The organism is Thioclava sp. FR2, from assembly GCF_051200875.1.
Taxonomy (GTDB): Bacteria; Pseudomonadota; Alphaproteobacteria; order Rhodobacterales; family Rhodobacteraceae; genus Pseudotabrizicola.
On sequence record NZ_CP195191.1, the window covers coordinates 117,815 to 142,811 of the forward strand.

Annotated in this window: 27 protein-coding genes and 1 tRNA gene; 13 read left to right on the plus strand and 15 right to left on the minus strand. The window is 57.8% G+C overall.

The genetic code is table 11. The features are described from left to right. Positions 1 to 9 precede the first annotated feature (9 nt). Together ACSBLW_RS00535 and ACSBLW_RS00540 are read right to left on the minus strand one after the other, a co-directional pair. On the minus strand, positions 10 to 435 hold the full coding sequence (locus ACSBLW_RS00535; RefSeq protein ID WP_435258305.1) for a hypothetical protein: 426 nt from the start codon (positions 433 to 435) through the stop codon (positions 10 to 12). 9 nt (positions 436 to 444) lie between these two features. Continuing rightward, complete coding sequence (locus ACSBLW_RS00540; RefSeq protein ID WP_435258306.1) at positions 445 to 1,647, minus strand: pyridoxal phosphate-dependent aminotransferase; 1,203 nt, start codon at positions 1,645 to 1,647, stop codon at positions 445 to 447. An 88-nt stretch (positions 1,648 to 1,735) separates the two neighbouring features. Here ACSBLW_RS00540 and ACSBLW_RS00545 point away from each other — a divergent pair, with 88 nt between their 5' ends. The 3 genes from ACSBLW_RS00545 to ACSBLW_RS00555 all read left to right on the plus strand — a co-directional run bounded on the left by ACSBLW_RS00545 (position 1,736) and on the right by ACSBLW_RS00555 (position 2,991). Further along, entirely contained in the window at positions 1,736 to 2,128 is a 393-nt protein-coding gene (locus tag ACSBLW_RS00545; protein ID WP_435258307.1) for a helix-turn-helix domain-containing protein, read from the plus strand. Positions 2,129 to 2,132: 4 nt separating this feature from the next. Next, complete coding sequence (locus tag ACSBLW_RS00550; RefSeq protein ID WP_435258308.1) at positions 2,133 to 2,402, plus strand: succinate dehydrogenase assembly factor 2; 270 nt, start codon at positions 2,133 to 2,135, stop codon at positions 2,400 to 2,402. Positions 2,403 to 2,481: 79 nt separating this feature from the next. Then, the gene (locus tag ACSBLW_RS00555; RefSeq protein ID WP_435258309.1) at positions 2,482 to 2,991 is read left to right on the plus strand and encodes a MarR family winged helix-turn-helix transcriptional regulator; all 510 of its coding nucleotides are present in this window, start codon (positions 2,482 to 2,484) and stop codon (positions 2,989 to 2,991) included. On the opposite strand, the gene ACSBLW_RS00560 is transcribed toward ACSBLW_RS00555, so the two are convergent. The 3 genes from ACSBLW_RS00560 to ACSBLW_RS00570 form a co-directional block, all read right to left on the minus strand. Continuing rightward, on the minus strand, positions 2,988 to 5,054 hold the full coding sequence (locus tag ACSBLW_RS00560) for a capsular polysaccharide biosynthesis protein (protein WP_435258310.1): 2,067 nt from the start codon (positions 5,052 to 5,054) through the stop codon (positions 2,988 to 2,990). The genes ACSBLW_RS00555 and ACSBLW_RS00560 overlap by 4 nt on opposite strands. A 6-nt stretch (positions 5,055 to 5,060) precedes the next feature. Beyond that, complete coding sequence (locus tag ACSBLW_RS00565) at positions 5,061 to 6,191, minus strand: polysaccharide biosynthesis/export family protein (RefSeq protein ID WP_435259996.1); 1,131 nt, start codon at positions 6,189 to 6,191, stop codon at positions 5,061 to 5,063. Between the two features lie 98 nt (positions 6,192 to 6,289). Beyond that, positions 6,290 to 7,579, minus strand: a complete 1,290-nt coding sequence (locus ACSBLW_RS00570) for a capsule biosynthesis protein (protein ID WP_435258311.1) — start codon at positions 7,577 to 7,579, stop codon at positions 6,290 to 6,292. Between the two features lie 175 nt (positions 7,580 to 7,754). Between ACSBLW_RS00570 and ACSBLW_RS00575 the strand changes: the two genes are divergently transcribed. The 7 genes from ACSBLW_RS00575 to ACSBLW_RS00605 all read left to right on the plus strand — a co-directional run bounded on the left by ACSBLW_RS00575 (position 7,755) and on the right by ACSBLW_RS00605 (position 12,051). Continuing rightward, the gene (locus ACSBLW_RS00575; RefSeq protein ID WP_435258312.1) at positions 7,755 to 8,351 is read left to right on the plus strand and encodes a riboflavin synthase; all 597 of its coding nucleotides are present in this window, start codon (positions 7,755 to 7,757) and stop codon (positions 8,349 to 8,351) included. Positions 8,352 to 8,394: 43 nt separating this feature from the next. Continuing rightward, positions 8,395 to 8,925, plus strand: a complete 531-nt coding sequence (locus ACSBLW_RS00580) for a hypothetical protein (protein ID WP_435258313.1) — start codon at positions 8,395 to 8,397, stop codon at positions 8,923 to 8,925. Between the two features lie 184 nt (positions 8,926 to 9,109). Further along, entirely contained in the window at positions 9,110 to 10,213 is a 1,104-nt protein-coding gene (ribB, locus tag ACSBLW_RS00585; protein WP_435258314.1) for a 3,4-dihydroxy-2-butanone-4-phosphate synthase, read from the plus strand. A gap of 3 nt (positions 10,214 to 10,216) precedes the next feature. Continuing rightward, complete coding sequence (locus ACSBLW_RS00590; protein WP_435258315.1) at positions 10,217 to 10,717, plus strand: 6,7-dimethyl-8-ribityllumazine synthase; 501 nt, start codon at positions 10,217 to 10,219, stop codon at positions 10,715 to 10,717. Between the two features lie 35 nt (positions 10,718 to 10,752). Beyond that, positions 10,753 to 11,193 carry a transcription antitermination factor NusB gene (nusB, locus tag ACSBLW_RS00595; protein ID WP_435258316.1) on the plus strand — a complete coding sequence of 147 codons (441 nt, stop codon included), beginning with the start codon at positions 10,753 to 10,755 and terminating at the stop codon, positions 11,191 to 11,193. A gap of 39 nt (positions 11,194 to 11,232) precedes the next feature. Continuing rightward, positions 11,233 to 11,625 (plus strand): META domain-containing protein, encoded by a 393-nt coding sequence (locus tag ACSBLW_RS00600; RefSeq protein ID WP_435258317.1) that lies wholly within the window; start codon positions 11,233 to 11,235, stop codon positions 11,623 to 11,625. A gap of 99 nt (positions 11,626 to 11,724) precedes the next feature. Continuing rightward, positions 11,725 to 12,051, plus strand: a complete 327-nt coding sequence (locus tag ACSBLW_RS00605) for a hypothetical protein (RefSeq protein ID WP_435258318.1) — start codon at positions 11,725 to 11,727, stop codon at positions 12,049 to 12,051. Positions 12,052 to 12,352: 301 nt separating this feature from the next. Here ACSBLW_RS00605 and ACSBLW_RS00610 read toward each other — a convergent pair whose 3' ends face one another. Beyond that, a complete protein-coding gene (locus ACSBLW_RS00610; protein ID WP_435258319.1) occupies positions 12,353 to 13,030 on the minus strand; it encodes a hypothetical protein in 678 nt (225 codons plus the stop codon). Between the two features lie 105 nt (positions 13,031 to 13,135). Between ACSBLW_RS00610 and ACSBLW_RS00615 the strand changes: the two genes are divergently transcribed. Further along, complete coding sequence (locus tag ACSBLW_RS00615) at positions 13,136 to 13,603, plus strand: MmcB family DNA repair protein (protein ID WP_435258320.1); 468 nt, start codon at positions 13,136 to 13,138, stop codon at positions 13,601 to 13,603. On the opposite strand, the gene ACSBLW_RS00620 is transcribed toward ACSBLW_RS00615, so the two are convergent. Next, positions 13,587 to 13,799, minus strand: a complete 213-nt coding sequence (locus ACSBLW_RS00620) for a DUF6324 family protein (RefSeq protein WP_435258321.1) — start codon at positions 13,797 to 13,799, stop codon at positions 13,587 to 13,589. The two genes, ACSBLW_RS00615 and ACSBLW_RS00620, sit on opposite strands and share 17 nt — an antisense overlap. A 103-nt stretch (positions 13,800 to 13,902) precedes the next feature. Between ACSBLW_RS00620 and ACSBLW_RS00625 the strand changes: the two genes are divergently transcribed. Beyond that, positions 13,903 to 14,397, plus strand: a complete 495-nt coding sequence (locus tag ACSBLW_RS00625) for a GNAT family N-acetyltransferase (protein WP_435258322.1) — start codon at positions 13,903 to 13,905, stop codon at positions 14,395 to 14,397. Positions 14,398 to 14,449: 52 nt separating this feature from the next. Beyond that, positions 14,450 to 14,526: transfer RNA gene (locus ACSBLW_RS00630), tRNA-His, on the plus strand. Positions 14,527 to 14,929: 403 nt separating this feature from the next. Here the strand turns inward: ACSBLW_RS00630 and ACSBLW_RS00635 are convergent. The 8 genes from ACSBLW_RS00635 to araD all read right to left on the minus strand — a co-directional run bounded on the left by ACSBLW_RS00635 (position 14,930) and on the right by araD (position 24,988). Then, positions 14,930 to 15,664, minus strand: coding sequence for a FadR/GntR family transcriptional regulator (locus ACSBLW_RS00635; protein WP_435258323.1), 735 nt, complete (start codon positions 15,662 to 15,664; stop codon positions 14,930 to 14,932). 18 nt (positions 15,665 to 15,682) lie between these two features. Further along, a complete protein-coding gene (gene yjfF / locus ACSBLW_RS00640) occupies positions 15,683 to 16,642 on the minus strand; it encodes a galactofuranose ABC transporter, permease protein YjfF (RefSeq protein ID WP_435258324.1) in 960 nt (319 codons plus the stop codon). Then, a complete protein-coding gene (locus ACSBLW_RS00645) occupies positions 16,639 to 17,685 on the minus strand; it encodes an ABC transporter permease (RefSeq protein WP_435258325.1) in 1,047 nt (348 codons plus the stop codon). Before ACSBLW_RS00645 ends, yjfF begins: the two co-directional genes overlap by 4 nt. Further along, complete coding sequence (locus tag ACSBLW_RS00650; RefSeq protein WP_435258326.1) at positions 17,682 to 19,211, minus strand: sugar ABC transporter ATP-binding protein; 1,530 nt, start codon at positions 19,209 to 19,211, stop codon at positions 17,682 to 17,684. Before ACSBLW_RS00650 ends, ACSBLW_RS00645 begins: the two co-directional genes overlap by 4 nt. Positions 19,212 to 19,316: 105 nt before the next feature. Then, a complete protein-coding gene (gene ytfQ / locus ACSBLW_RS00655) occupies positions 19,317 to 20,288 on the minus strand; it encodes a galactofuranose ABC transporter, galactofuranose-binding protein YtfQ (RefSeq protein ID WP_435258327.1) in 972 nt (323 codons plus the stop codon). A gap of 511 nt (positions 20,289 to 20,799) precedes the next feature. Next, on the minus strand, positions 20,800 to 22,308 hold the full coding sequence (locus ACSBLW_RS00660; protein ID WP_435258328.1) for an aldehyde dehydrogenase (NADP(+)): 1,509 nt from the start codon (positions 22,306 to 22,308) through the stop codon (positions 20,800 to 20,802). A gap of 11 nt (positions 22,309 to 22,319) precedes the next feature. Continuing rightward, positions 22,320 to 23,243, minus strand: a complete 924-nt coding sequence (locus tag ACSBLW_RS00665; protein WP_435258329.1) for a Gfo/Idh/MocA family protein — start codon at positions 23,241 to 23,243, stop codon at positions 22,320 to 22,322. Further along, a complete protein-coding gene (gene araD / locus ACSBLW_RS00670) occupies positions 23,243 to 24,988 on the minus strand; it encodes an L-arabinonate dehydratase (protein ID WP_435258330.1) in 1,746 nt (581 codons plus the stop codon). Before araD ends, ACSBLW_RS00665 begins: the two co-directional genes overlap by 1 nt. Positions 24,989 to 24,997 lie beyond the last annotated feature (9 nt).

Consider the following 24,997-nt stretch of genomic DNA (forward strand, 5'->3'; position numbering starts at 1 on the left):
GCGGCGGGGTTACTTTCCGCCGCTCTCTTCGTCGCCCGCTTTCATCAAACGGTCAGCCTTCTTGCGCACCAGGACTGTGCGAAGATCATGCATGGCCAGAAGCAAAGGGTCGGTAACCTTTTCCAACTGCTCGTCGGTGGCCTTGGACTGTGCCCATTGCGTTGTCAGATTCATGTGATCAACAGCCCGAAGGATGTCATCGACATCCCGTGCCGCGAGCAGGGCCAACCGCTCGCTGAGCCATATGTTGATGGCGTCCAACTCTTCCGGGCTAAGTTTCCGATCGCCATGCGGCTTTATGTTGCCGTTCTTGACGTTGACGATGGCGATCTCTTCCATTTCGATCCGCCGCTGCCGGTTCTCGGTATCGACCTTGAACACGGCTGCGCCGTTTTCGCGAATACGAAAATAGAAATCAGGTAGATCGCCTGTCATTCGTCACCCTTACGCCAAGGAACTGCAGAACCGCTGAATGCGGCTACAGGCCTCTCTTAGCACATCATCTGACGTTGCGTAACTTACGCGGAAGTTCGGGGAAAGGCCAAAAGCCGCACCAAAGACGACGGCAACACCGGTCTCTTCCAGCAAAGCGGTCGCAAACACCTCGTCATTGGTGATGATGGTGCCGCCGGGCGTGGCCTTGCCGATGCAACCCGAGATGTCGGGATAGACGTAGAAGGCGCCTTCCGGGTTGGGACAGGTGACGCCTTCGGCTGCGTTCAGCATGGACACCACCAAATCGCGGCGGCGTTCAAACAGCTTGCGGTTTTCGGCCAGAAAATCCTGTGGGCCGGTCAGGGCTTCAAGCGCCGCGTACTGGCTGACCGAGCAAGGGTTCGAGGTGGATTGCGACTGGATCGTGCCCATCGCCTTGATCAGTGCCACAGGACCGCCTGCATAGCCAATCCGCCAGCCGGTCATGGCATAGGATTTGGAGACGCCGTTGCAGGTCAGTGTACGGTCATAAAGCGCGGGTTCGACCTGCGCCGGGGTGCAGAATTTGAAATCGCCAAAGACGAGGTGTTCATACATGTCATCCGACATGATCCAGACCTGCGGGTGGCGCATCAGCACATCGCAGAGGCCGCGCAGCTCATCCCAAGTATAGCCCGCCCCGGTGGGGTTCGAAGGGCTGTTGAAGATGAACCACTTGGTCTTGGGCGTGATCGCGGCCTCAAGCTGTTCTGGCGTCAGTTTGAAGTTCGTCTCGATCCCGGCCACGACCGGCACGGGCGCTCCGCCGGCCAGCAGCACCATATCGGGATAGCTGACCCAATAAGGGGCTGGGATGATCACTTCGTCGCCCGGATTGCAGGTCGCCATCAGCGCGTTGTAAAGGATCTGCTTGCCGCCCGTGCCGACGGTGATCTGGTTCGGCGTATAGGTCAGGCCGTTTTCACGCAGGAACTTGCCGCAGATTGCGGCCTTGAGTTCGGGGATGCCATCCACTGCCGTATACTTGGTCTTGCCGCTGGCAATCGCGCGCACCGCCGCATCCTTGATGTTCTGCGGCGTGTCAAAATCCGGCTCGCCCGCGCCAAGGCCGATCACGTCTTTTCCCTCGGCCTTCAATGCTTGGGCTTTGGTGGTGACGGCGATGGTCGGCGAGGGTTTCACGCGGGCCAGAGTGTCGGACAGGAAGGGCATCTTGGGCTCCTGGTTTGTCTTTTCCGGCTCAAGCTCTTATGGTCCGCCCGAAATGCGTTCAAGCATTATCGAAGAAAAGGAGAAGCCGATGGCAGATTCCAGCGATTGGTATGCACAAGACGTGGCGACTTTCGGCGACAGGCTGGCCGCCGCCCGGGAAGCCGCAGGTTTGACGCAAGAAGAACTGGCAAAGCGGCTGGGTGTTCGGTTGACCTCCATCAAGGCTTGGGAAGACGATTCCTCTGAACCGCGGGCAAACCGTTTGCAGATGATGGCGGGGATGCTGAATGTCTCGATCCGTTGGATGCTGACCGGCGAAGGCGAAGGCTTGGATGGGCCTGCCGAGTTTGCGCCGCTGTCAGATGACGTACAGATGGCACTGAAGGACATTTCCCGTATGCGGAGCCAGATGCTTGCCTTGTCGAATGAGATGGGCCAGATGGAAAAACGTCTTCGCAAACTGCTTCGGAAAGAAGGATAAGCCCATGGAAACGCCAGAGGCGCGCCTGAAACGGATGAAGATGCGGTCCTGGCGGCGCGGCACCAAGGAAATGGACTTGGTGCTGGGGCCTTGGGCCGACGCGCATTTGGCAGGCCTTTCTGAAGCGCGGCTGGATTTGTATGACCAGCTTCTGACCGAGAATGACCAAGACCTGATGGCGTGGATCCTTGGCAATGCCGCGGCCCCGCCCCATCTGGCGGCTTTCCTGACCGAAATCGCAGATTTCGCGCGGGAGAGATTAAAGCGAAACTGACGAAAGTTCTTCGCAAGTTTACCGAATGTTTCCTGTTTGTGCCGATTCTCCTCGCCAGTCACACTGGTGGAGAGGAACAATGACGCTTCATACCCCGGTTTCTACACCGGTTCTGGACGGCACGGCGCAGATGCTGCTTACGGGTTATCTTGACAATCTTGCCATGGTTGAACGGCTGCATCGTCTGCTTCTGGACGTGATCAAGGACGAATTTGAGCGCCTGACACTTCTGGAAATCAATTCGGTGCAGGCGCTTTTGCTGTTCAACATCGGCGATAACGAGGTGACGGCGGGCGAACTGAAATCGCGCGGTTACTATCAGGGGTCGAATGTCAGCTATAACCTTAAAAAGCTGGTCGATATGGGCTATATGCACCATCAACGATCAGAGCTTGACCGCAGATCTGTAAGGGTTCGTTTGACGGAAAAGGGCAGGGCGGTGCGTTCGGTGCTGAACGAACTGTTTGCCCGCCACGTCGATGTGTTGATGAAAAAAAACATCATAGATGCCGCCGGCATGGAGGACGTGAACCGGTCGCTGAAACGGTTGGAGCGGTTCTGGACGGATCAAATTCGATATATCTACTAGCGCCAAAGCCGGGCGTGGGTTGCAAGACGCCCCTGCAGTTTAGAAAGCACCCTGTTCAGCGGGCCGGGATGCGGGATCTCGCCCTTGGCCAGCCGGTCCAGGGCCACTTCGGGCGGGCAGGGACGGTTGCTGACGGGGTCGTAATAGCGCGGATAGGCGATCAGTGTGGCATAGACCAAAGCGTCCAGATCCGGGCGCGGCAGAGGAGAACCATCTGCCCTCCGCCTGCGCCGTCCGGGAACCGGCCCAAGATCCTGCGTCAAGCCCCAGCCCGCATAGAAGGGGGCGCCAAGGCAGGTGACTTTTTTGCCCCGGATCAGGGCTTCAAAGCCAAGAAGACTGGTCATCGTCCAGACCTCATCGCATTGATTGATCAGAGAAAGCGGGTCAGCGTGATCTGCAATCACGTCTGCCAGACCTTCAAGCGCGGCTCTTTCAATCTTTCCCGGCCGCAAACCGGCTTCGACATCGGGATGAGGTTTGTAGATGATGACTGCATCTTGATTGGCCAGACGCGCGGCCTGCACCAAGGCAAGGTTCGTTGCGACTTCGTCCGTCGCTTTCAGGATCGAGGCATCGTCCTCGACCTGTCCGGGCACTAGGATCTTGCGGCCCGGCGGCAGATCAAGCTGGTGTCCGGCAAGATTGTATTTGGTGATCCCTAGGGAAATCAGGCGTTCTTTCAGCGCCGCGGCGCGACGTTTCGCTTCGTCTGAAATCGGCGAAAGCAGCAGGCTTTCCAGACGGCTGGGCTGCGTGGGGTCGTAATAGGTGCCTTGGTCATCGGTGACGAGAGACAGAGGCGGCACCAATTCCGCACCCAGCCCGCGCGACCGCAGAAACCCATCTTCAACGCGCCGGATGACAAGACCAGCCTGGACGTCGGGCAAGGAATGGCTGCCCCAAAGCAGTATACCCTTTCCGGACCTCTCTGCAATTTCAACAGCTTTTGCGGAGTTCTTTACAAATTGCAGCGGTTTGACCTTGCCGAAGATGGCTTGTAGGCGCCCACGTTTCCACAGGCGCATTCCAACAGCTACATGACCCTTGCGATCCTCGCGAAAGGCCCGAACTTCGGCTTCCAGTTGGTCAAGCGCCTCTTCAAAGCTGCATAGTCTGTCGCGGCATGGATCATACCATGTTGGGGCCAAGATCATTGCCCCAGCAAAAAGCTGGGCGCGGGTCAGGCGGCGCCCTCTGCGAGGCACTGGGTTTCGATCATGGGTTAGGCCCCAACCGGCGTAAAACGGTTGACCAAAGACATGTGGCTTGTGGCCGGCAAGAATGGCCTCAAACCCCAACTGCGAGGACACGGTGTAAACCGAAATCGCGCCATCCAGCAAAGCCCATGGGGAAACGGGTGAAGAAATCAGGGACACGCGAGCATCGCTCAATGCAGTCTGCAGATGGCCTGATCGAAGCCCTAAGGCCGTTTCGGGATGCGTCTTCATGATGATGCGTGAATTGGGATTTTCGGTCTGCGCTGCAACCAACATTTCGGCAAATGTTGCGGCGGCTGCGCCACCGTGTCTGATCGAGGCATCCCCGGCAGTCTGGTCGACGACCAGAACATAGCCCGGATCCGGAACAGGCAGGTCGCTGTCATGAATGTTGTATTTTGATAAGTCTGCCGACTTTAGGCGCGCAATTCCTGCCTTTGCACGCTGCAAAAGGTTCGAATCGTCCAATGGAACTGTTGCCAGGATGTGCTCTAGCCAAGACGGTGCAGAGCTGTCGAAATGCACGCCAAGCGGGTCGATCAGTAGCCCAAGCGGGGCGTCCCCTTGCCTGCCGGGGCGGATCGACCGTAGAAACGCATCTTCCACACGAACTATCGGTACGCCAAGGCGGGATGCCATCGTCTCGCCACGATGGGCATAGGGGCTACGGCCCCAGACCACCACGCCGTCGTCCGGTCCGGGGCGGCCAAGGGCCAATTCGTGGCCGGCAAGCGCAAGAATGCGGCGAATGCGCCGATCGCGTAAGAAACCCAAGTTGTAGAAATAGAGCCGCCGGGGAATCACCCCGGCGACCTCTTCCTTTTCATCCGGCAAAGGAGCCATCTGGCGTCAGCCGCCTGTCCCGACCGTCGCCACCGAGTCGGCAGCGCCTACGGTTCCGGTGATCGCCGAAAGTGTCTTTTGCCACTGAACGAACGGCGCTTCCGTGACATAGACAGTGTCGCCGTCGCGCACGACGAAATCACGCGCTTCAAACATGCCAGTGGGTTGGGTCAGATCCAGCACATAGACCATCCGCTGATCGCCCTGAAGATCTTTGCGGCCCAGCACCGCATTCGCGATTTCCGCAGGTTCATTGCGGAACACAAAGACACCGGTGGGATCGGCAAGCGAGGTATTCAGGCCGCCGACAATGGCAATCGCCTCGATCGCTGACAGGGTTTGCGTTTCGAACGGAACGCGGTTCTGCGATCCGGTTGCGCCAAGCGCCACGAAGGCACGGGTGTCGCGCTCGACCACGATCTTGTCACCGGGGCGAAGCGCTACATCAAGCGAAGGATTTGCATAAAGATCCTGCAACCACACGCTTCCGGTTTGCTTGCCGCGCGTCACGCGGATGATCGCAACCTCGGGTTCAATCGCGACGCCGCCTGCGCGGGCGATCATGGCCGAAAGCGTTCGGGTCGGGCGTTCAATCGGATAGACGCCATTCGCGCCAACCGCCCCCTGAACCGAAACGGCAGAACCGTCCCCCGCCAGCCGCTGAACCGAAACCTGAGGATCGGGCGTCTGAGCATCAAGTTTGCGCGTGATCGCCTGACGCAGGCCGTCAGGTGTCTGGCCTGCGGCCTTTATCCGGCCCGCATAGGGCACAAAGATGTACCCTTGGCCATCGACCTGCACTTCGGTCAGGGCCGAGACACGCTGGCCGGTATTGCCCAAAAGCGGATCGTCCCGAACGTTTTCAAAGATCGTCAGCCCCAGCGTATCGCCGGGCGAGATCGTGTCCGACCCGATCACGCCGGCGTTCTGGAAGGCCGAAGAAAAACCAAGCGCGGGAATAACCGCGGTGGCGCGAGTAACGCGCTGATTGACGGTGACGATGAACGCATCGCCTTCCCGAAGGACGGATCCTTTGAAGATTTCGGCCTTGTTCGGGCCTGAACGGGGCAGGCCGCAGGCTGCCGTGCTGACAAGCAGCATGGCAAGGGCCGCGGCTTTCACCGCCCTTGAAGTCATCACTTTCACTGCTCGGGCTCCTTTGACTGGATTTGCCTCAAGTTTTGCCTGCAAGGCTACAGAAAGGCGGAATAAAATGCCAGTCTTGGGTGACGCGATCAGTTTACGAGGCGCAACTGTTGCCGAGGTGCCGCGTTTCCAGAGACCAAAGCATCATAAGGGTCTTCGGCGGCCAGCATCATATCTACAACCTGTCGTAGCAATTCGCGCCGACCACGCGAACTGTAGAAGCCGCCGGTGATTTGGCTGGTTTCCAGCAGGTAGTGGCGATAATCGCGATAAGCCCGGCTGTCTGGGCGATTTGGTCGCGCGAAGAATTCGGTCAAAGGCTGAACCGAGACGAATTCCGGCTTTGCATACACCGCCGCGCCAAAACATTTCAGGGCCATTCCGCGCCAAAGCACCTGCTGCGCAGCGGTCGAATTCACGGTTACCGCGCTTCGGGCGTGGTTCAAAAGCTGGGCCAGCTTCCCGCCACGGACAAAGTGAACGCGGCCTTCGACACCATGTTCGCGGGCAAGACGGCGAATGTCCCGGGAAATCGGGGCGCGGCCATCCTCCAGCGGATGGGCCTTGAAAACCAGATGGTGATGAGGTGGTGCGCCCTTGGCAAAGCCTTCCATCACAACGGCCAAGAATTCGCCCATCGTGGAAAAGGGTGAATGCATCTGAAAGCTGGCATCATGTTCCAGTTGCAGCAGGACCAGATGATAGGGGAAGCCGCCGTGTCGAATGCGAAATTCGGCAATCATGCGTTCCCAGCGGTGGAAGGGCAGCAGCATCAGACGCTTGATATAAAGCAGGAATTCCTGACGGACCGTCAGTTTGCGATGGGGGCGGAAATTGCGGTAATCCCAAAAGCCGATCATGACGAAGAAATGATAAAGCGCGCCCCAGAAGATGTGTTGGCGCATATCGCCCCAACGGGCCGGGGCTTCAGGCTGGTCAATCTCGGCCTTGTCGAGCGCGGCCTGCATCTGGCTGACGGACATGTTCATCAACCGAGAATGTCCATTAGACCCGTTCCGTTCATAGGTCACCCAATGTGGGCGGAGATAGCCTTCCTCAAAGACATGGATCGTAATCCCGGCAGCCCGCGCGTCAGCAACAGCCTGAGCATGGATCGGCCTTGTGTCGCCATAAAGTACGAGGTCGGTGATGGCCTTTTCGTTGAAAACGGCGTTGACATAGGCGGGCCAGTCTTCGGGTTTGCCCTTGTAAGGCAGATAGGTCTCCTCGCTGGGCCACATCGCCCGATCCCCGCGGTTAAACCCGATGCGCCAGACCTCTGCTTCCGCCGTTTGCAGCATAAGGCCCAAACGATGGAAGAAGGGCCCGTGAGGCCCTTGCAGAAACAGAAAACGGCGGTTCTTCCCAGTGATCGTCATAGTGCCTTTTCCCGGCAGCCCGTCCCGGCGTCAATGGTGAGGCTGTGTTGGGATAAAGAATAGAGCCAAACCGCGGCGATTTTTGGGCAAGCAGCAAAGCGGAGTTGTCGTAGATCCCGCGTGATCTTGCGTAATGGGGAAGGCCAAGTTACCTCTGGGCCAAAGGAGAGGTCCAATGTTTACAGGCATCGTCACCGACATCGGCGAAATCTTGGAAACCGAACAGAAAGGCGACCTGCGCGCCCGGATCGGAACGGACTATGACGTGGCCGGGATCGACATTGGGGCGTCCATTGCGTCCGACGGCGTTTGCCTGACCGTGATCGCGACCGGAACGGCGCCAAGAAACTGGTATGACGTTCAAATTTCGGCGGAAACGGTTTCGAAAACCAACCTTGCCACTTGGACGCCCGGCAAGCGGGTCAATCTGGAACGCGCGCTGAAAGTGGGCGATGAATTGGGCGGCCATATCGTTTCCGGCCATGTCGACGGGGTTGCAACCGTGGTCAAAGTTCGGCCCGAGGGCGATAGCCTTAGGGTCACCTTCCGTGCGCCGACGGATTTGGCAAAATTCATTGCCCCGAAAGGGTCCGTTGCGTTGAACGGCACCTCTTTGACCGTTAATGAAGTCGAGGGCTGCGATTTCGGGATCAATTTCATCCCGCACACTCAGCAGGCGACGACATGGGGCGGGGTGAAAGAAGGCGATCTGGCCAATCTCGAGGTGGATACGATGGCGCGCTATGTGGCGCGGCTTCGGGATTGGGCCTGAACCTATGACTGGCGCAGGCATCGGGCATAACGGCGGACCCGAGATGACCGGCCTTTCTTGGCGCAGTCATTGCTGGAAATTGGCACGGGCCCGTCTGCTGCCGACGCTGCCGATTGAAGTGGTGCGCTTGCGCGTCCGTCGGGCGGCCGAGCTTGGTCTGGACTACAAGACTTATGCCGGCATTCGCGCAAGCACCGGCCATGACCTCGTGGCCTTTCTCTTTTCCTCCAACGCCTTGCGCGTCTTGCGCAAAGCGCAGCTCCTGCCGGTTGACCGTGCCTCCAAGCTTTCGACCATTCAGGCTGGTTGCATCGGGCTGGCGTCGCGTCCCCTCACACCAGCTGATCTGGCCCTAGCTGCACCCATTCTGAGCGAGGTTTTTGCCGCACCAAACCACCTCTCCTCCTTTGCTGAGGCGAGGAGAGCTTTGCGTCAGGCCGTCGGACGGCGCCCCAGCGATACGGTTGTCTTGGTTGGAGATCATTCGCTAGAGGCCGAATGGTGCGCGGCTGGCCGCTTGGCAGGCTATCTGTCGGCTGACCGCTACTTCGGCGCAGAGGCCAAAATCCTTTAAAAGGATTTTGCAATTTTCTTTGAAGAAAATTGGTTGCCTTTTGCAGCCGCTGTCCTGTTTTCAGGAAAAATCCAGTGACGTGACGCTCTGCACATCTGCTGTGCCGCCCTTGCATCTGGCTTTTGGTCACGCAAGGCGCTAGAGGTCACGCCGAGCTTACAGGAACGCCTGCCGGGAATCCCACATGACCGACGCAAAGACCGACTACTCTGCTGCCATTTCTTCGATCGAAGAAATCATCGACGATGCCCGCAATGGGCGCATGTTTATTCTGGTCGATCACGAAGACCGGGAGAACGAGGGGGATCTGGTGATCCCGGCTCAGATGTGCACGCCGCAAGCGGTGAACTTCATGGCGATGCACGGGCGCGGCCTGATTTGTCTGGCGCTTCCTGCGGCACGGATTGATGCGCTTGGTCTGCCTTTGATGAGCCCCAAGAATTCCAGCCGTCACGAAACTGCTTTCACGCTGTCGATTGAAGCGCGTGAAGGTGTATCGACGGGTATTTCGGCCGCTGACCGCGCCCGCACCATCAGCGTCGCGATTGATCCGACGAAGGGCGGCGCCGATATCGCCACGCCGGGCCATGTGTTCCCGCTGCGCGCGCGCGACGGCGGTGTTCTGGTCCGTGCAGGTCATACCGAAGCTGCTGTCGATGTCAGCCGTCTGGCGGGTCTGAACCCGTCGGGCGTGATCTGCGAGATCATGAATGAAGATGGAACAATGGCCCGACTGCCGGACCTGATCTCCTTTGCCCAAAAGCACGGTCTGAAGATCGGTACGATTTCTGACCTGATCGCCTATCGCCGTCGTCACGACAATCTGGTCAAGGTCACGGCCGAACGCACCATTACTTCGGAATTCGGCGGTGATTGGCAAATGCGGATCTACACCGACATGACCGAAGGGGCCGAGCATGTTGTGCTGATCAAGGGCGACATCAGCTCGCCGGGGCCAGTTCTGACGCGCATGCACACACTTGACCCGCTGATGGATGTGGTGGGCCTTGGCCCGACCGGGCGAACAGCGGAATTCGGCGATGCGATGAAACTGATCGCGCGCGAAGGCCGTGGTGTTCTGGTTCTGTTGCGCGACCTGCACATGAAACTTGCCGATGACAGCGATGTGTCGCCGCAGACGCTTCGCCAATACGGTCTGGGTGCCCAGATCCTCGTGTCTCTGGGTCTGCACGAGCTCGTGCTTTTGACCAACTCGCCAAAGCCAAAGGTCGTGGGCCTTGATGCCTATGGTCTGTCGATCACCGGTACGCGACGCATCACGGAGTAAGCCATGGCCACTGCTGAGACACATTACACGCTCCCTCTGCCGGTCTTTGATAAGCCAGTCAGATTGCTGATCGTCGTCGCCCCCTATTACAAGGACATCGCCGACAATATGGTGGCAGGCGCGCGGGCGACGGCTGCGGCCTGCGGGGCCGAGGTCGACCTGATCGAAGTGCCCGGCGCTTTGGAAGTTCCCACCGCCATTGCGATGGCCGAACGGCTGGCTGATTACGATGGCTATGTCGCCATTGGCTGTGTCATCCGCGGGGAAACCACGCATTACGACACGGTCTGCAACGACAGTTCGCGCGGGATCACCCTCCTTGGGCTGCAAGGCGCCTGCATTGGCAATGGCATTCTGACGGTCGAAAACCGCAAGCAAGCCGAAGTCCGAGCCGACCCGAATGGCCAGAACAAGGGCGGCGGCGCAGCCGCTGCGGCCTTGCACCTGATCGCGCTTTCGCGCAAATGGGCCGCCCAGACCAAGGGAATCGGATTCAAGGCATGACCTCGGGTAAGCCCACGCGCGACGAAAAGAAACAAATGCGCTCAGCCGCACGGCTTTACGCTGTGCAGGCCCTGTTTCAGATGGAAACGTCCGGGCAGACGATCAACGCGATCTGCCGCGAATTCGAAGTGCACCGTTTTGGCGCTACTTACGAAGAGATCGGGGAATTTGTCGAAGGGGATGCAGAGCATTTTCGGGCGCTTGTCGATCATGCCGTGAACTATCAGGCCCTGATTGACCAGATGACGGACCGGGCCTTGGTTGCGGCCTGGCCGATTGACCGGATTGATCCGGTGATCCGCGCATTGTTCCGCGCTGCCGGGGCTGAACTGACGCAGATGGATACCCCGCCAAAAGTCACGATCACCGAATTCGTAGATGTGGCCAAGGCGTTCTTCCCGGGCGGCAAAGAATCGAAATTTGTCAACGCTGTGCTTGATCACATGGCGCGCGAGGCCAAGCCTTCTGCTTTTTGATGCGTCATAGCGATATGATCGTGTGAAAAGGAGTTGTCTGTGTCCCGCAAAATCGCTGTTGCCTTAGTCGTCGCTATCCTTGCCAACTTGCCAGTCTCTGGCTTTGCACAGACCGACGAAACCCTCTGGAAGCTGATCGAACTCGATGGAAAGGCCTTTGCAGCCGAGGCGCAACTGACCCTTCCACAGGGAGGGCTGATCCGGGGGCGAGGCCCGTGCAACAGCTTTTTCGCATCTGTTGAGGGCGATCTGCCGGCTTTGGTGATCGGCCCTGTGGCCTCGACCAAAATGGCCTGCCCTGATCTGGGTCTGGAAAGCCAGTTCTTTGCAGCCCTTTCTGAAACCGTCTGGGCAGAACGAACTAGGGACGAAGCGTTGATCCTTGGTGATGCGAAAAGCCCGCGGATGGTTTTCGTCCGGATTTCTCAGTAAATCTCAGCCGCAAATGGCGGGATTTTGCAGCTGCGGCAGAATGGGCCTTTTCCTTTGCTGCAACTGCGTTACATTTTTGTGACGCAGAGGGGAATCGCCATGCCAAAGCTCGTCCGTCTTTACATCGTGAATGTCGCCATCGGATTTGCGATTTCCGCGGCGTTTGTTGTGGCCTTGGTCGCGCTGGATGTAGCAGGGCTGCGCCATCTGATCCTTGGAACGGATATGGGCCCATTGGCCGCCCTGATGATTTTCATGTTTCAGGGCGTTGTCTTTGCGGGCGTTCAATTCGCCATTGCCGTGATGCGGATGGCCGAAGACGACGATCACGGTCCGCGCGGCGGCCTGAGCCAACATGGTGATCTGGTTCCGGTCAAGGTCGCACAGCACTCGGCGCATTCGATGCGTCGCAACATCCGGCGCTAAGGCTTTCGCCCGTCTGGGCGGTCCAAGCCCGCAGGCTTCATTCACATAAAAAACAAAGCGCAGGCGAACCTGCGCTTTTGTCTTTTGTGGTCTTGGGTGGCGGGCCCGCAGCAATCGTGGGCGACATTGTTTTCCCGAGAGCCAGAGGTCTCAGGTGGGCGCCAGGTAGCAGGACCAGGATCCTGCCAGAGCCAGCCCCCGTTCGCTTGCTTATCGGCCACTGGAAAAGGTGTCCCAACACGCAAAGAGCAGCACCCGCCGTCACACAAAATAGGCGCGGCAGGGGCAGGGGACAAGGGGCTTAGTCGCCCGTCTTGCGAACCATGCTGGTGACGGACCAGCGACAGACGCCTTCTTCGTTGCGTCCTTCGACATCCCAATCCATCCGAAAGCTCCTCGGAGAGAGTAGAACCATCCGTGAGGACGAGGTCAGGCCTTCAAGACTGTCCCGGCTGGTGACTTCAATTTCCGAAACACGGGTCCATGTCGGGTGCGACGCCTCTGGGTCCGGATTGGCCGCAAGCCATGCCTTTCGAAAGGTTTCGCCGTCAAACACGCCACCCCAGGTGACACGGGCTGGTTTCTCGCGGTTCAGGTTGCCCGTCAGGATCTGTTGCATCATGGCCGTGCCAGAGCCACATGAGACGCTGTTGACCTTGGAAGAAGAGGCCCAGACCCCATCTTCGGGCTGCAATTGGCCTGCACAGGAACCGTCGCCACCTGCGGTAATGTCGATATCTTCGATCGAAAGCTGAGACCAAGTTCCGGTCCCGTCAAAGATCACGAAGACATAGCCCGTCGTATCCGCTGGTGTATCAAGCCCGAAGGTCACGCTAAGTTCGTCGTCGGTCAAGGGCGAGGGAGCGCAAGAGCAACCAGCGGCAGAGGTGCAATCGGCCACGGTAACAGCCAAGGCCCCAGAGAAGGACAGGCAAAGGGGGAGGGAAAACAACAGAGTGCGAAGACAACTGGACGGCATGCAAAGCTCCTGAAACCAAATGCGAAATCATTGGCCTCTGTCTGGGATTGCGTCAAGACAGCAGTTTCTCTTGCCGAATGTTTCCTTTTTGTTCATATTTGTGAAATGGAGCTTTCACCCGATCTCACGCCCAATCTTACCCCCGGCCAGCGTCTTGCGCGGGGCGTCGCGCGTGCGCTTCGGTCGATGGATTTTGTTACGGTCGAAGAACTGGTGCCAACTCAAGGCCTGCGCGTCGATCTGATGGCTCTTGGCCCAAAGGGAGAGGTCTGGATCATCGAATGCAAATCCAGCCGCGCCGATTTCATGTCAGACCAGAAATGGCAGGGCTATCTGGAATGGAGCGACCGCTTTTTCTGGGCTGTCGATTCCGATTTCCCGACCGAGCTTCTCCCCCAAGAGCACGGTCTAATTCTTGCCGATGCCTATGACGCCGAAATTGTCCGGATGTCGCCTGAAACGCCGCTGGCTGCGGCTCGGCGCAAGGTGATGGTGCAGAAATTCGCCCGCCACGCCGCCAGCCGGTTACAGGTGTTGCGCGATCCCGCGGCGCAGATCAGCGCTTGGGCTTAGGCTTCGATGATCCCATCGCCCGGGCAGCTTCCGAAGCGGCGCGCAGTTCCTCGGCAATTTCTTCGGCTTCTTCCGGGTCAAAATCCAAGGGCAGTTCAATGCCGCCTTCGGCCTCGACATAGATCCGGACCATTCCTGCGCTGGTCGGACCAATCTGAAGGTTTGCGGCGATGTCGCTTTCCTTGTCGATGCCCATCGTAATGCCCTTTCCTGACGCTTTGCCTTGCCCTAGCGCCGATTTCAATTTGGTGCAAGCAACAGGGCTTGGCAGCCCGCCATCTGCATGGTCAGATACACAGATGGAGCGAACGAAACTCGATCTTTTTACACGGAATGACGCGCAGTGGCTGGTTGATCGCCATGCAGAGCTATACGCGCAGGAAGAGGGATATGACGCCAGCTTCCCGCAGTTGGTTGCCAAGATCATTGCCGAGTTTCTGGACGGGCATGACCCGGTCAGCGAACGGGGATGGGTGGCCATTCTGGATGGCAAGCGTGTTGGTTCGATCTTTTGCGTCAAGGACAGCGAAGACGAGTCGGGCCAAACTGCAAAACTGCGACTCTTTTTGCTGGAACCCTCGGCACGCGGCACGGGTCTCTCGAAACGTCTGATCGAAACCTGCCTGCAATTCGCTCGTGAAGCAGGATATCAGCACATGCGGCTTTGGACCCATGCCAGTCACGCAGCGGCCTGCCGACTTTATGAAAAATATGGGTTTTCTTGCACCAAAAGCTGGGGCGAGCACACCTTCGGCCAAGATGTTATTTCTCAAATCTGGGAACGCCCACTTTAAGGCGAAAGCCCGCTTGCAATCCGGGCGCAGGGCGGCTAAACGACCGCCAAGTGCCGACTTAGCTCAGTTGGTTAGAGCACCAGATTGTGGATCTGGGGGTCCCCCGTTCGAGCCGGGGAGTCGGTACCATCAAAATCAAAGGGCTCAGGTCGCAGGGCCTGAGCCCTTTGATTTTATTGCCGCTCATCCATCCACACTAGAAAAGATTTCGCAACGCCAACACTTATTCTCTGCGGTGTTTATCTTCGCGCTGGTAGTTGAGGCGTAGACTCAACGGGTCGGCCACGTGCGGAAATCGGCAACCGGGTAAGGCGTTGAAACCGGTGGAAATGGTCGGACCGGCTTAAAGGGCCAGAGGGCATGAAAGCTCCGCGCACCGGAAGGGTGCTGGGCGACTGACGTGGTCAAATATTTCGATCTATTGCCCTTTGCGTGAATGGAAGGGTCATTGCTCTGCGAGCGTACTGCGTTTCCGGTGCGCCGCCGCTGAAAGATATTGAGCCATTTGCCCCTGTGGGGGCCTTAGGCCTTCTTAGATCGGTTGGATCGGCACGAGAACGTCTGCCATGGCCTTGTGTGCGGCCACAGGATTGCCCTTGTCGATGGCCTGAATCAGACGCTCATAATGTTCTGCCTTTGCTTCGGCCAGTCCTTCGGGTGGGGCGCCAAGGTCTTTGCTTAATCGTGCCAATGTGGAATATGCGACACCAAATTCCATGATAGCCGATGTTGATCGCAAGAACGGATTTCCCGATGCCTCGGCAATCACGCGGTGAATTTCGAACTCCGCCAAGGCAAATGGTTCTGGTTGAAACGACATTTGCATCCGTTGGTTCTGCCAGTAGAGGAGGAGCCGCATGTGTTCCGCCTCGCGGTTTTCCGAAGCCAACTGGGCCGTTTGCACCTCTAGGCTCTCGCGAACGATCTGAAAGGAACGCAAGAAAGCTGGACTAGGACCGCTTTCCAACTTCCACGCCAGAATCTGCCTATCAAACAGGTTCCATCGCGATTGTGGCAATACGCGTGTTCCAACCTTGGCGCGAGCCTCGACAAGCCCTTTGGCCTCCAGCGTCTTGAGCGCCTCTCGCAGGACCGTGCGAGAAACACCAAACCGATCCATCATCTCGGCATCACCCGGAAGGCTGCTGCCTACGGGCATCTCTCCAGCAACGATGGCGCGGCCAACCTCGTTGATCACATAGGAGTGAAAGTTCCGCGCTGCTTGCCGCCCGGAGAGCGTTCGGATCAGGCTCCCGGGTTCGCTCATGTCTGCGTATCCAGTACTTCAGGTTCTGCGCGGCGTCGCCCGGAACACCAAGCGCTGCAGCACAATGAACATAAACAAAAGCACGCCGACGACAATCTTGGTCCACCAACTGGACAAGGTTCCGTCAAAGACGATGTAGGTTTGCACCAATCCTTGCAGCATGACCCCGATGAAAGTGCCTGCAACAAAGCCATATCCGCCAGTCAGAAGAGTTCCCCCGATTACGACGGCGGCGATCGCATCGAGTTCAACACCAAGAGCATTCAAAGAGTAGCCAGCAGAGGTGTACAGCGAGAAAACGACGCCAGCGAGACCTGCCAAAAAGCTGGACAGGGCGTAGATGCCAATCGTTGTGCGTGCGACCGGCACGCCCATAAGTGCAGCCGAGGTTTCCGAGCCGCCAAGTGCATAAATGTTTGAGCCGAATTTGGTGCGGTGCGCTAAAAGAATGGCGACTGCAAAGACCAACAGCATGATCAAACCTACCACCGTCAGCCGCCCGCCACCGGGTAGGAGAAAATAGCTTTTTGAGGCCGCGGAATAGAAGGCATGGTTGATCCCGATGCTGTCAGGCGACAGAACCGAGGCTCCGCCTCTTGCCAGAAACATGCCCGCAAGTGTCACGATAAAGCTGGGTACTTTCAGGTAGTGGATCGCCATTCCCATGATCGCTCCAAAAGACGCAGCAACCACAAGCGTAATAGCAAAGGCCAAAAGCGGGTGCAGGTTCAGCCACATGATCAGAACGGCAATCAAGACCGTACTAAAGCCGATCACAGCGCCGACCGAAAGATCTATTCCCCCGGACAGGATAACGAAGGTCATGCCGACCGCTGCAATGCCAAGAAAGGCATTGTCTGTCATGAAGTTACCCAGAACTCGGGTTGAAAACATGGCGGGATGCTGCAGAACCGCTGCTGCATAGGCAAAAAGGAAGATCAAGGCAGTTGCCACCAAAGGCCTTAGGCTTCTGTTCATTTTGATTTTCCGCGAACGGTCCGACGGCGGAAGACTTGTGCCGACAGGGGTGATTGCAGGATGAGGATCACGATGATCACGGCGGATTTCACGACTAGGTTGAACTGAGGGCTGAAACCCGAAATCAGAATGCCGGTATTCATGGCCTGAATGATCATCGCCCCTAGTACCGCCATCGGGATCGAGAACCTGCCCCCGATCAGAGACGTGCCCCCGATCACCACAGCGAGGATTGCGTCAAGCTCAAGCCAGAGGCCCGCGTTGTTCGCGTCTGCGCCGCGGATATCGCCCGCGACGATCAGGCCGGCAATGGCGGCGCAAAACCCAGCAAATGTGTAAACCGTAAGAAGCAGGGTGTTTGCCGACAGTCCGGCAAAGCGTGCGGCAGAACGGTTGACGCCGACGGCTTCGATCAGAAGGCCCAAAGCTGTGCGTCTAACGATCACAGACGCAAGGATCATGAGTGTAATGGCGATGACCACAGGCATCGGAAGGCCAAGGAAAGATCCAGTGCCTATGAAGATCAACAGCGGGTCCGAGAAGGTAACGATATAGCCTTCGGTCACCAGCTGCGCGAGGCCACGCCCCGCGACCATGAGGACAAGAGTCGCAATGATCGGTTGGATTTCAAGAAGCGTCACCAAAAGCCCGTTCCAGAGGCCGCAGACAAGACCGGCACCCACGGCGGCTAGGACAGCCATCCATGCGGGATATCCTGAGGTGACCATGACAGCGGCAATCGCTCCAGAGATTGCCATCACCGCACCGACCGAGAGGTCCACCCCTTTGGTTGCAATCACCATTGTCATGCCAATGGCCAAAATCGCGACGGGTGCGCCACGGTTCAAGACGTCTATAAGACTGCCGAAAAGCCGCCCGTCTTGCCATGTAATGGTGAAAAAGCCGGGGAACAGCAGCCAATTGACCAAAAGCACGGCGAAGAGGGCAATCACCTGCGGCCGGGTGAAAAAATGGGCAATTGGCTTGGCAGGTGGCATAGGTGGTTGGGTCGTGGGCCGGATGTCAGCTTGGGGGCGGGTCACGCGTGCGCCTCCGTTTCTGGGGTTCCTGCGATGGCCTGAACGATGGCTTCCGGAGAAATATTATCACCCGAAAGTTCCGTCACCATATTGCGGTCGCGCATCACAACGACGCGGTTCGAATAGGCAACCACTTCGTCCAATTCCGACGAGATGACGAACAGGGCAAGTCCTTCTTCGCGCAACCTGTTGATGGTGCGGACAATCTCGGCATGTGCGCCGACGTCGATGCCGCGAGTGGGTTCATCAAGGATTAGGAAGGTTGGATCAATTGCCAGCCAACGCGCAAGAATGACCTTTTGCTGATTGCCGCCCGACAAGAGTTTCACCGGCATGTCGTGATTTGCAGCGCGGATATCCAGCGCCTCGGCATAGCGACCGGCCAGTTCGACCTGATCGTCGCGATTCAAGACCTTGAACCACCCCAACTTGGCTTGAAGTGCAATGATAATGTTCTCTCGAACCGATAGATCGCCGAAGATCCCGTCGATCTTCCGATCTTCTGGGCAAAAACCAAATCCGGCAGCAACAGCCTGTGCAGGGGTGCGGAGTGTAACCGGCTCCCCATCGACGTGGATCACACCAGTTTCCGCCGCATCAATTCCAAACATCAGCCGGGCCATCTCAGTCCTGCCCGAGCCGAGTAGTCCCGCGACGCCCACCACTTCCCCTTCGTGAAGGGCGAGATTGAAGGCGGGCATACCTTTGCGTGAGATATCCTGAAACTGCACGCGAAGCTTGCCTTTGACTCCTCCGGCCAGCGCAGTGGGATGATGATCAAAAGCCACGTCTTTGCCCAACATCATCCGCACGACATCGGTGGTGTTCAGGGTGTTTAAAGCCTGTGTCGAAACTTTTCTGCCGTTCCTAAGGATGGTCACGCGATCGGCCAGTTCAAAGACCTGATCAAGGAAATGGGTGATGAAGATGATGGCAAGGCCCTTGGCTTTCAGCGCCCGGACCACATCAAAAAGACGTTCAACTTCGTTTCTGTCAAGGCTGGCCGTCGGTTCATCAAGGACCAGAACCTTTCCGGACAGCTCGACTGCGCGTGCGATGGCCACGATCTGCTGGACCGCCACAGAATACTCTGAAAGCTCCGCTCGCACGTCAATATCAAGACCATATCGCGCCAAAAGTTGACGCGCGGCAGTATCTATAGCTTTTCGGTCAACATAGCCAAAGCGCGTCGGTTGGCGTCCGAGGAAAAGATTCTCAGAAACAGAACGGTTGGGGAGCAGGTTCACCTCTTGATAAACCGTCCCGATCCCGCAACTTTGACCATGCAGTGGGTCACGCAGGGCCAATGGCTGGCCATCCAGCAGCAAGCTACCCTCATCAGGCTGGTAGGCCCCGGTCAGAATCTTGATCAATGTGGATTTGCCCGCGCCATTTTCACCCAAAAGCGCGTGAACTTCCCCTGGAAATGCGGAAAAATCCACATCGTCCAAGGCACGATGCTGGCCAAAGATTTTGATGATTCCGCGTGCCTCAAGCACGGGCGCATTTGCAGCGTCTGAAATGGCCATGCCTTCCTCCCCTGATTTTCTGTAACTGTCTGCTTGTCCCGCAGATAAAGCAATTCCGCCGGGCAACGGCAGGGCCACAACCCGGCGGTGGTCTTGGGGAGGAAACTAGTAGCCAAGACCTTTGCGGCGGTCGTATTCACCCTGCGGATCATCTGCCGGGGTAAAAAGCTTCGACTCGGTGATGATGAACTTTTCCGGCAAGGTGCCCGCATTCAGATAGGCATCAAGCGCCGCAAACGCCGGACCTGCCATATTCGGCGTGAGCTCGACTGTAGCGTTGGCTTCCCCCGAGACCATTGCAGCAAAGATATCAGGAACGGCGTCGATCGACACGACGAGAATATCCGTTCCCGGCCTCAGGCCTGCATCCTTGATGGCCTGAATGGCACCAACGGCCATATCGTCATTGTGTGCATAGACGGCGCAAATGTTTTTGCCTCCGTCCTCAGCCTTGATGAAGCCTTCCATGACTTCCTTCCCCTTAGAGCGAGTGAAGTCTCCCGTCTGGCTGCGGGTAATCGTCAGGTTGGCCTTGCCAGAAAGCGCTTCTTCGAAGCCTTGCTTGCGGTTGATGGCTGGGGAAGAACCCACAGTACCTTGCAGCTCAACAACGTTGCACTGTTTGTCGCCAACAGCGCCCACCAGCCACTCTCCGGCCACACGGCCCTCTTTGACTTGATCCGAAGCGACCGAGGTCAAGTAGAGGTCTTCTGGCCCTTCGATGCCACGGTCCAGAAGGACGACGGGAATGCCGGCCTCTTTGGCCTCGGTCAGAACTTCTTCCCAACCGGTCGCCACAACCGGGGCCACCAGAATGGCGTCAACGCCTTGTGCAACAAAACCGCGGATCGCCTTGATCTGGTTTTCCTGTTTCTGCTGTGCATCTGCAAACTTCAGGTCAACGCCCAAATCTGCGGCAACTTGCTTAGTGACACTCGTCTCGGCAGCGCGCCAGCCGGACTCCGACCCGATCTGCGAAAAGCCAATGACTTTTCCTTGCAGACCTTCAGCATTGGCTGTCGAAAACAACAAACCGCTTAGTCCCGCGCCAAGCGCGAGAGTCTTGAAAATATTCATGATTTTCCTCCCAGTGGAACCCTTGGCCACTCTCCTCAGGTGGCTCAGATGACGTTATCAAAAGTAATACTATATGCAACAGTTCCGTTCGTAAGGCCGTACTTTTGTTGGCCTCGTGGGCTGCAAATGCGGCGCGATCTGGCGAAATCCGTTGAAAGACAGGCGGTTGCAGTTGTCGTTGCACTCTGCGCTGCTGCATCAATTCTGCGGGGATTGAGATAGTTGTTCTGCAATCAATCCAAATGCCCGTGGTCTCTGTATGATGGCCCGCGGAATGTGACTGAAAGAAGCCAACTTGAACGGAACTAGGCGAATCAGATGTGCGCGGTGTTCGGCCAGTTCTCTCCGAAATGCAGAGGTCAATGTAACGGGGCAGAACAGGATTTTATCTGATACAAAGCTTCTTTGCCTCTGCTCGACAATTTGACCCATAACGATTTTCCCCAAACCGGGGTCTCTTCGGTCTGGGCAAAGATTTAGTTGCGACCATGTTGGAGGCTTGCCTGTGCTGCTATTCAGCCCATTCCCTGGGCAGCAAAGCGGCTGGCATGTTCTGGAAGGCCACAGGGCGCAGCCAACGACGGATTGACATGGTCCCTACAGAAGTTGCGCCGAAATTGGTTGATGCCGGGTAAGGCCCGCCGTGCACCTGTGAATCCACGACCTCCACACCAGTTGGGAAGCCATTGGCCAGAATGCGGCCCGCCTTGCGTTCAAGAATTGGCATCAGCGAGCGGCCAAGATCTTGGTCGGCATCATCCAAATGCAGAGTGCAGGTCAATTGACCTTGAAGGCTGCGGGCGATTTCAAGCATTTCCGCAGAATGGCGAACGCGAACGATCAAACCAAGAGGGCCGAAGACCTCTTCTGCGAGCATGTGATCGGCCAACCAATCTGCGCCTGCAACCTCGAACAAATACGGGGTGGCATTGCGCAGATCGCAGGTGGTTGTCAGGACAGCGCGAACGCCCGTTCCTGCGGCCACGCGGTCACGGCCTGAGCGGAAGGCTGCCGCAATACCATCGGTCAACATGGTCTGTGCGCCAACAGATCCAATGGAAGCCTTTGCGGTTTCAACGAAGCGATCCGCATCTTCTCCGTCTATCACGATGGCAATACCGGGGTTGGTGCAGAACTGACCGGCACCCATGGTGAGTGAAGCTGCCCAACCTTGTGCGATGGCATCACACCGGCTGGCAAGAGCCGAGGGCAAAAGGAACATCGGATTGACCGAGCCCAATTCGCCAAAGAACGGGATAGGTTCGGGCCGTGCAGCGCAAAGATTGAACAGGGCCCGGCCTCCGGCAAGGCTGCCGGTAAAACCGACTGCCTTGATCATCGGGTTCTGAACCAGCGCCTCGCCCACGTCTCGCTTGCCACCCTGAACAAGGGAGAAAACACCAGAAGGCATTCCCGTTGCCCGGATCGCAGCATCAATCGCTTGGGCGACAATTTCGCCGGTGCCCGGATGGGCAGAGTGTCCCTTGACCACAACAGGACAGCCCGCAGCAAGGGCGGAGGCAGTGTCCCCACCAGCCACTGAGAAGGCGAGCGGAAAATTCGATGCACCAAAGACAGCAACCGGCCCAATCGGGCGTTGAACCAGTTTAAGGTCAGGGCGCGGCGCGGGCTGGCGATCAGGCAAAGCGGGGTCATGGCGGCGGTCCAGCCAGTCATCTTTCAGAATATGGCTGGCAAAAAGCCGCAGCTGCATGGTGGTGCGCCCGCGTTCCCCTTCCAATCGTGCGGCCGGAAGCCCCGTTTCCTGCGTGCCGATTTCGGTGATGGCTGCACCTCTCGCCTCAATCTCATCCGCGATGCGATTCAGAAAGGCGGCTCGGTCGGCACGGGTCTTTACTACATAGACCGAAAAAGCTGCTTCGGCGGCATCGCAGGCTGCCGCCACATGCGCGGGGGTGCCAACAGTGAATTGGTGCGACGGGCCATGGGCGGGCGTTGATGCGAAGCGATCCTCGCTCCCGATCCACTCGCCTGCGATCAGGTGTTTTCCGGTCAGCATGGGTGTCTCCTTCAGAAGTCGAAAGCGTCGGTTATGATCCGTTCACCAAGGGTCAGGGCATCAGCAACATGGACCATCGGTGACAGATCGACCTCTGATCGGCCTGCAAGGACGAGATCCGCCATCCGGGCGTAAAGCGCGGGATATTCGCCCATGATGCTATTTTCACCGGCCATCGCTTTGCCGTCGATCTCAAGCACATTGCCGCCCATGCGAAGGGCCAGATTGCCTTTGTTTGTCGCAACCTCAATGTCCCAGGTTTGCGGGCCCTCTTGGCGCCAGTCGAAATCAGCCGTGACATTGTCCGAGAATGTCAGTTGGGCTGCGATGGGGGTCTGGCGGTTCGACGGAAATTCCAATCTTGCGGATTTCAGATGGACTGGATTTGGCAAGATCTCCGTCATGATCGACAGGGCGTTGATGCCTGGGTCAAAGACACCCATTCCGCCCGGTTCGAACACCCAATCCTGACCCGGGTGCCATTTGCGAACATCTTCTCGCCAGGTGATATGTGCACGGATCACGGATTTTCCCTGCAGCCATGCTTTGGCAGGCGCAACGGCATGCGCCATGCGGCTGTGCCAAGTCGCGAAAAGGGACAAATTCCGGTCTGCCGCCATTGCTTGCAGAGCATGTGTCTCCGCCAGTGTTGCTCCCGGCGGCTTTTCCAGCATCACATGGCGTCCAGCCCTCAGTGCCGCAGCCGCATAGGCAAAGCGCGGAACCGGAGGCAGAGCCAGCGAGACGACCGAGACATCAGGCCGTTCCGCCAACATCTCCTCGATCGAGGTGAACGCCTGCACCCCATCCACATTCCCCTTGCGGCTGACCGTACAGGCCAATTCCCAGTCAGGGCTCGCGCTTATTGCAGGGACATGCTGGTCGATTGCGATTTTGCCAATACCCGCAAGGGCGACCTTCAACCGTTCGGGCATCAATGGCTCTCCCGCGCCACTGCGTTTCCGCGACAGCCGACAAGGAAGTCCATATCGGCCCCTTTGTCAGCGCCTTGAACATGATCGTGATACAGTTTCGCATAACCGCCACTGGGCGGTTCCACGGCGGGTTTCCATGCGGCAAGCCTCGCCTGCAATTCGGCCTCCGGGATGTCGAGGTGCAAGCGACGGTTTTCGACATCCAGTTCGATGAAGTCGCCGTTGCGGACAATGGCAAGCGGCCCGCCCCGCGCAGCTTCGGGTGAGGTGTGCAAGACAACGGTGCCATAGGCCGTGCCCGACATTCTGGCGTCCGAAATTCTGACCATATCGGTGATGCCCTTGCGCAAGACCTTTGGCGGCAGACCCATATTGCCGACCTCTGCCATACCCGGATAGCCGCGCGGGCCGCAGTTTTTCAGGACCATGACGCAGGTTTCGTCGATATCCAGAGATTCGTCGTTTATGCGGGCTTTGTAGTCGTCGATATCTTCGAACACGACGGCTCTGCCGCGATGCTGCATCAGGGCCGGGGTCGCGGCTGATGGTTTCAACACAGCGCCATCCGGCGCAAGATTGCCCTTTACCACCACAATCCCACCCGACTGGGCCAGCGCTTTTTCTGTCGGCAGGATCACATCGTCATTGTGGCTGCGGACATCCTTGACTTCATCCCAAATGGCGCCACCCGATACGGTCAGTGCGTCTTTGTTCAAAACCCCTGTTTCCCCCAGTCGTTTGATGACTGCGGGCAGACCGCCGGCGTAGAAAAATTCCTCCATCAGGTATTTTCCTGAAGGCATCAGGTTCACGATCGTAGGCACATCGCGGCCCCATTCGTCCCAGTCGTTCAGGGTCAGATCAATACCGCAGCGCCCGGCGATGGCCAGCAAGTGAATGACCGCGTTTGTGGACCCGCCGATGGCAGCATTGGTGCGGATTGCATTCTGGAATGCCTCACGGGTCAGGATGTCAGAGGGCTTCAGGTCATCTTTGACCATCTGCACGATCCTTCGACCGGTCAGCTGCGCCATCACGCGGCGACGGCTGTCAACGGCGGGGATCGCGGCATTTCCAGACAGGGTCATGCCCAATGCCTCGACCATGGATGCCATGGAGCTGGCCGTGCCCATCGTGTTGCAGGATCCAGGGCTGCGCGACATCGAGGCTTCAGCTTCGACAAAATCTTCCGCTGTCATTTCCCCGGCTTTCACGGCTTCGGAAAACTTCCAAAGATGAGTGCCCGAACCGACGCGCTCCCCACGGAAATATCCGTTCAGCATCGGCCCACCCGACACCATGATCGTCGGAAGATCGACCGAGGCCGCCCCCATCAACAGGCTCGGCGTGGTCTTGTCACAACCGACGAGACAGACGACGCCGTCCATTTGTTGACCGCGGATCGTTTCTTCGACCGCCATGGCGGCCAAATTGCGAAACATCATAGCGGTGGGACGGAATGAGTTTTCGCTCGCGGAAAAGACCGGGACGATGACGGGGAAGCCACCCGCCTCGTAGACCCCATGTTTCACACGTTCGGCCAAGTCGTTCAGGTGGGCGTTGCAGGGGGTCAGTTCGCTGAAGGTGTTCAGGATGCCGATCACGGGGCGACCATCGAAAAGATCGGCCGGCAGTCCTTGGTTCTTCATCCATGATCTGTGGTAGATCGCGTCCTTGCTGGTTCCCGCAAACCACTCTTGCGAGCGGAGTTTTCGAGGCCAAGCGGCAGGTTTGAACTTGGTCAATTCGTCTTA

Excerpts from the sequence above, each read along its gene's own strand:
- ACSBLW_RS00535 (WP_435258305.1), bottom strand. The coding sequence starts at position 435 with ATGACAGGCGATCTACCTGATTTCTATTTTCGTATTCGCGAAAACGGC.
- ACSBLW_RS00540 (WP_435258306.1), bottom strand. The coding sequence starts at position 1,647 with ATGCCCTTCCTGTCCGACACTCTGGCCCGCGTGAAACCCTCGCCGACC.
- ACSBLW_RS00545 (WP_435258307.1), top strand. The coding sequence starts at position 1,736 with ATGGCAGATTCCAGCGATTGGTATGCACAAGACGTGGCGACTTTCGGC.
- ACSBLW_RS00550 (WP_435258308.1), top strand. The coding sequence starts at position 2,133 with ATGGAAACGCCAGAGGCGCGCCTGAAACGGATGAAGATGCGGTCCTGG.
- ACSBLW_RS00555 (WP_435258309.1), top strand. The coding sequence starts at position 2,482 with ATGACGCTTCATACCCCGGTTTCTACACCGGTTCTGGACGGCACGGCG.
- ACSBLW_RS00560 (WP_435258310.1), bottom strand. The coding sequence starts at position 5,054 with ATGGCTCCTTTGCCGGATGAAAAGGAAGAGGTCGCCGGGGTGATTCCC.
- ACSBLW_RS00565 (WP_435259996.1), bottom strand. The coding sequence starts at position 6,191 with ATGACTTCAAGGGCGGTGAAAGCCGCGGCCCTTGCCATGCTGCTTGTC.
- ACSBLW_RS00570 (WP_435258311.1), bottom strand. The coding sequence starts at position 7,579 with ATGACGATCACTGGGAAGAACCGCCGTTTTCTGTTTCTGCAAGGGCCT.
- ACSBLW_RS00575 (WP_435258312.1), top strand. The coding sequence starts at position 7,755 with ATGTTTACAGGCATCGTCACCGACATCGGCGAAATCTTGGAAACCGAA.
- ACSBLW_RS00580 (WP_435258313.1), top strand. The coding sequence starts at position 8,395 with ATGACCGGCCTTTCTTGGCGCAGTCATTGCTGGAAATTGGCACGGGCC.
- ribB (WP_435258314.1), top strand. The coding sequence starts at position 9,110 with ATGACCGACGCAAAGACCGACTACTCTGCTGCCATTTCTTCGATCGAA.
- ACSBLW_RS00590 (WP_435258315.1), top strand. The coding sequence starts at position 10,217 with ATGGCCACTGCTGAGACACATTACACGCTCCCTCTGCCGGTCTTTGAT.
- nusB (WP_435258316.1), top strand. The coding sequence starts at position 10,753 with ATGCGCTCAGCCGCACGGCTTTACGCTGTGCAGGCCCTGTTTCAGATG.
- ACSBLW_RS00605 (WP_435258318.1), top strand. The coding sequence starts at position 11,725 with ATGCCAAAGCTCGTCCGTCTTTACATCGTGAATGTCGCCATCGGATTT.
- ACSBLW_RS00610 (WP_435258319.1), bottom strand. The coding sequence starts at position 13,030 with ATGCCGTCCAGTTGTCTTCGCACTCTGTTGTTTTCCCTCCCCCTTTGC.
- ACSBLW_RS00615 (WP_435258320.1), top strand. The coding sequence starts at position 13,136 with ATGGAGCTTTCACCCGATCTCACGCCCAATCTTACCCCCGGCCAGCGT.
- ACSBLW_RS00620 (WP_435258321.1), bottom strand. The coding sequence starts at position 13,799 with ATGGGCATCGACAAGGAAAGCGACATCGCCGCAAACCTTCAGATTGGT.
- ACSBLW_RS00625 (WP_435258322.1), top strand. The coding sequence starts at position 13,903 with ATGGAGCGAACGAAACTCGATCTTTTTACACGGAATGACGCGCAGTGG.
- ACSBLW_RS00635 (WP_435258323.1), bottom strand. The coding sequence starts at position 15,664 with ATGAGCGAACCCGGGAGCCTGATCCGAACGCTCTCCGGGCGGCAAGCA.
- yjfF (WP_435258324.1), bottom strand. The coding sequence starts at position 16,642 with ATGAACAGAAGCCTAAGGCCTTTGGTGGCAACTGCCTTGATCTTCCTT.
- ACSBLW_RS00650 (WP_435258326.1), bottom strand. The coding sequence starts at position 19,211 with ATGGCCATTTCAGACGCTGCAAATGCGCCCGTGCTTGAGGCACGCGGA.
- ytfQ (WP_435258327.1), bottom strand. The coding sequence starts at position 20,288 with ATGAATATTTTCAAGACTCTCGCGCTTGGCGCGGGACTAAGCGGTTTG.
- ACSBLW_RS00660 (WP_435258328.1), bottom strand. The coding sequence starts at position 22,308 with ATGCTGACCGGAAAACACCTGATCGCAGGCGAGTGGATCGGGAGCGAG.
- ACSBLW_RS00665 (WP_435258329.1), bottom strand. The coding sequence starts at position 23,243 with ATGCCCGAACGGTTGAAGGTCGCCCTTGCGGGTATTGGCAAAATCGCA.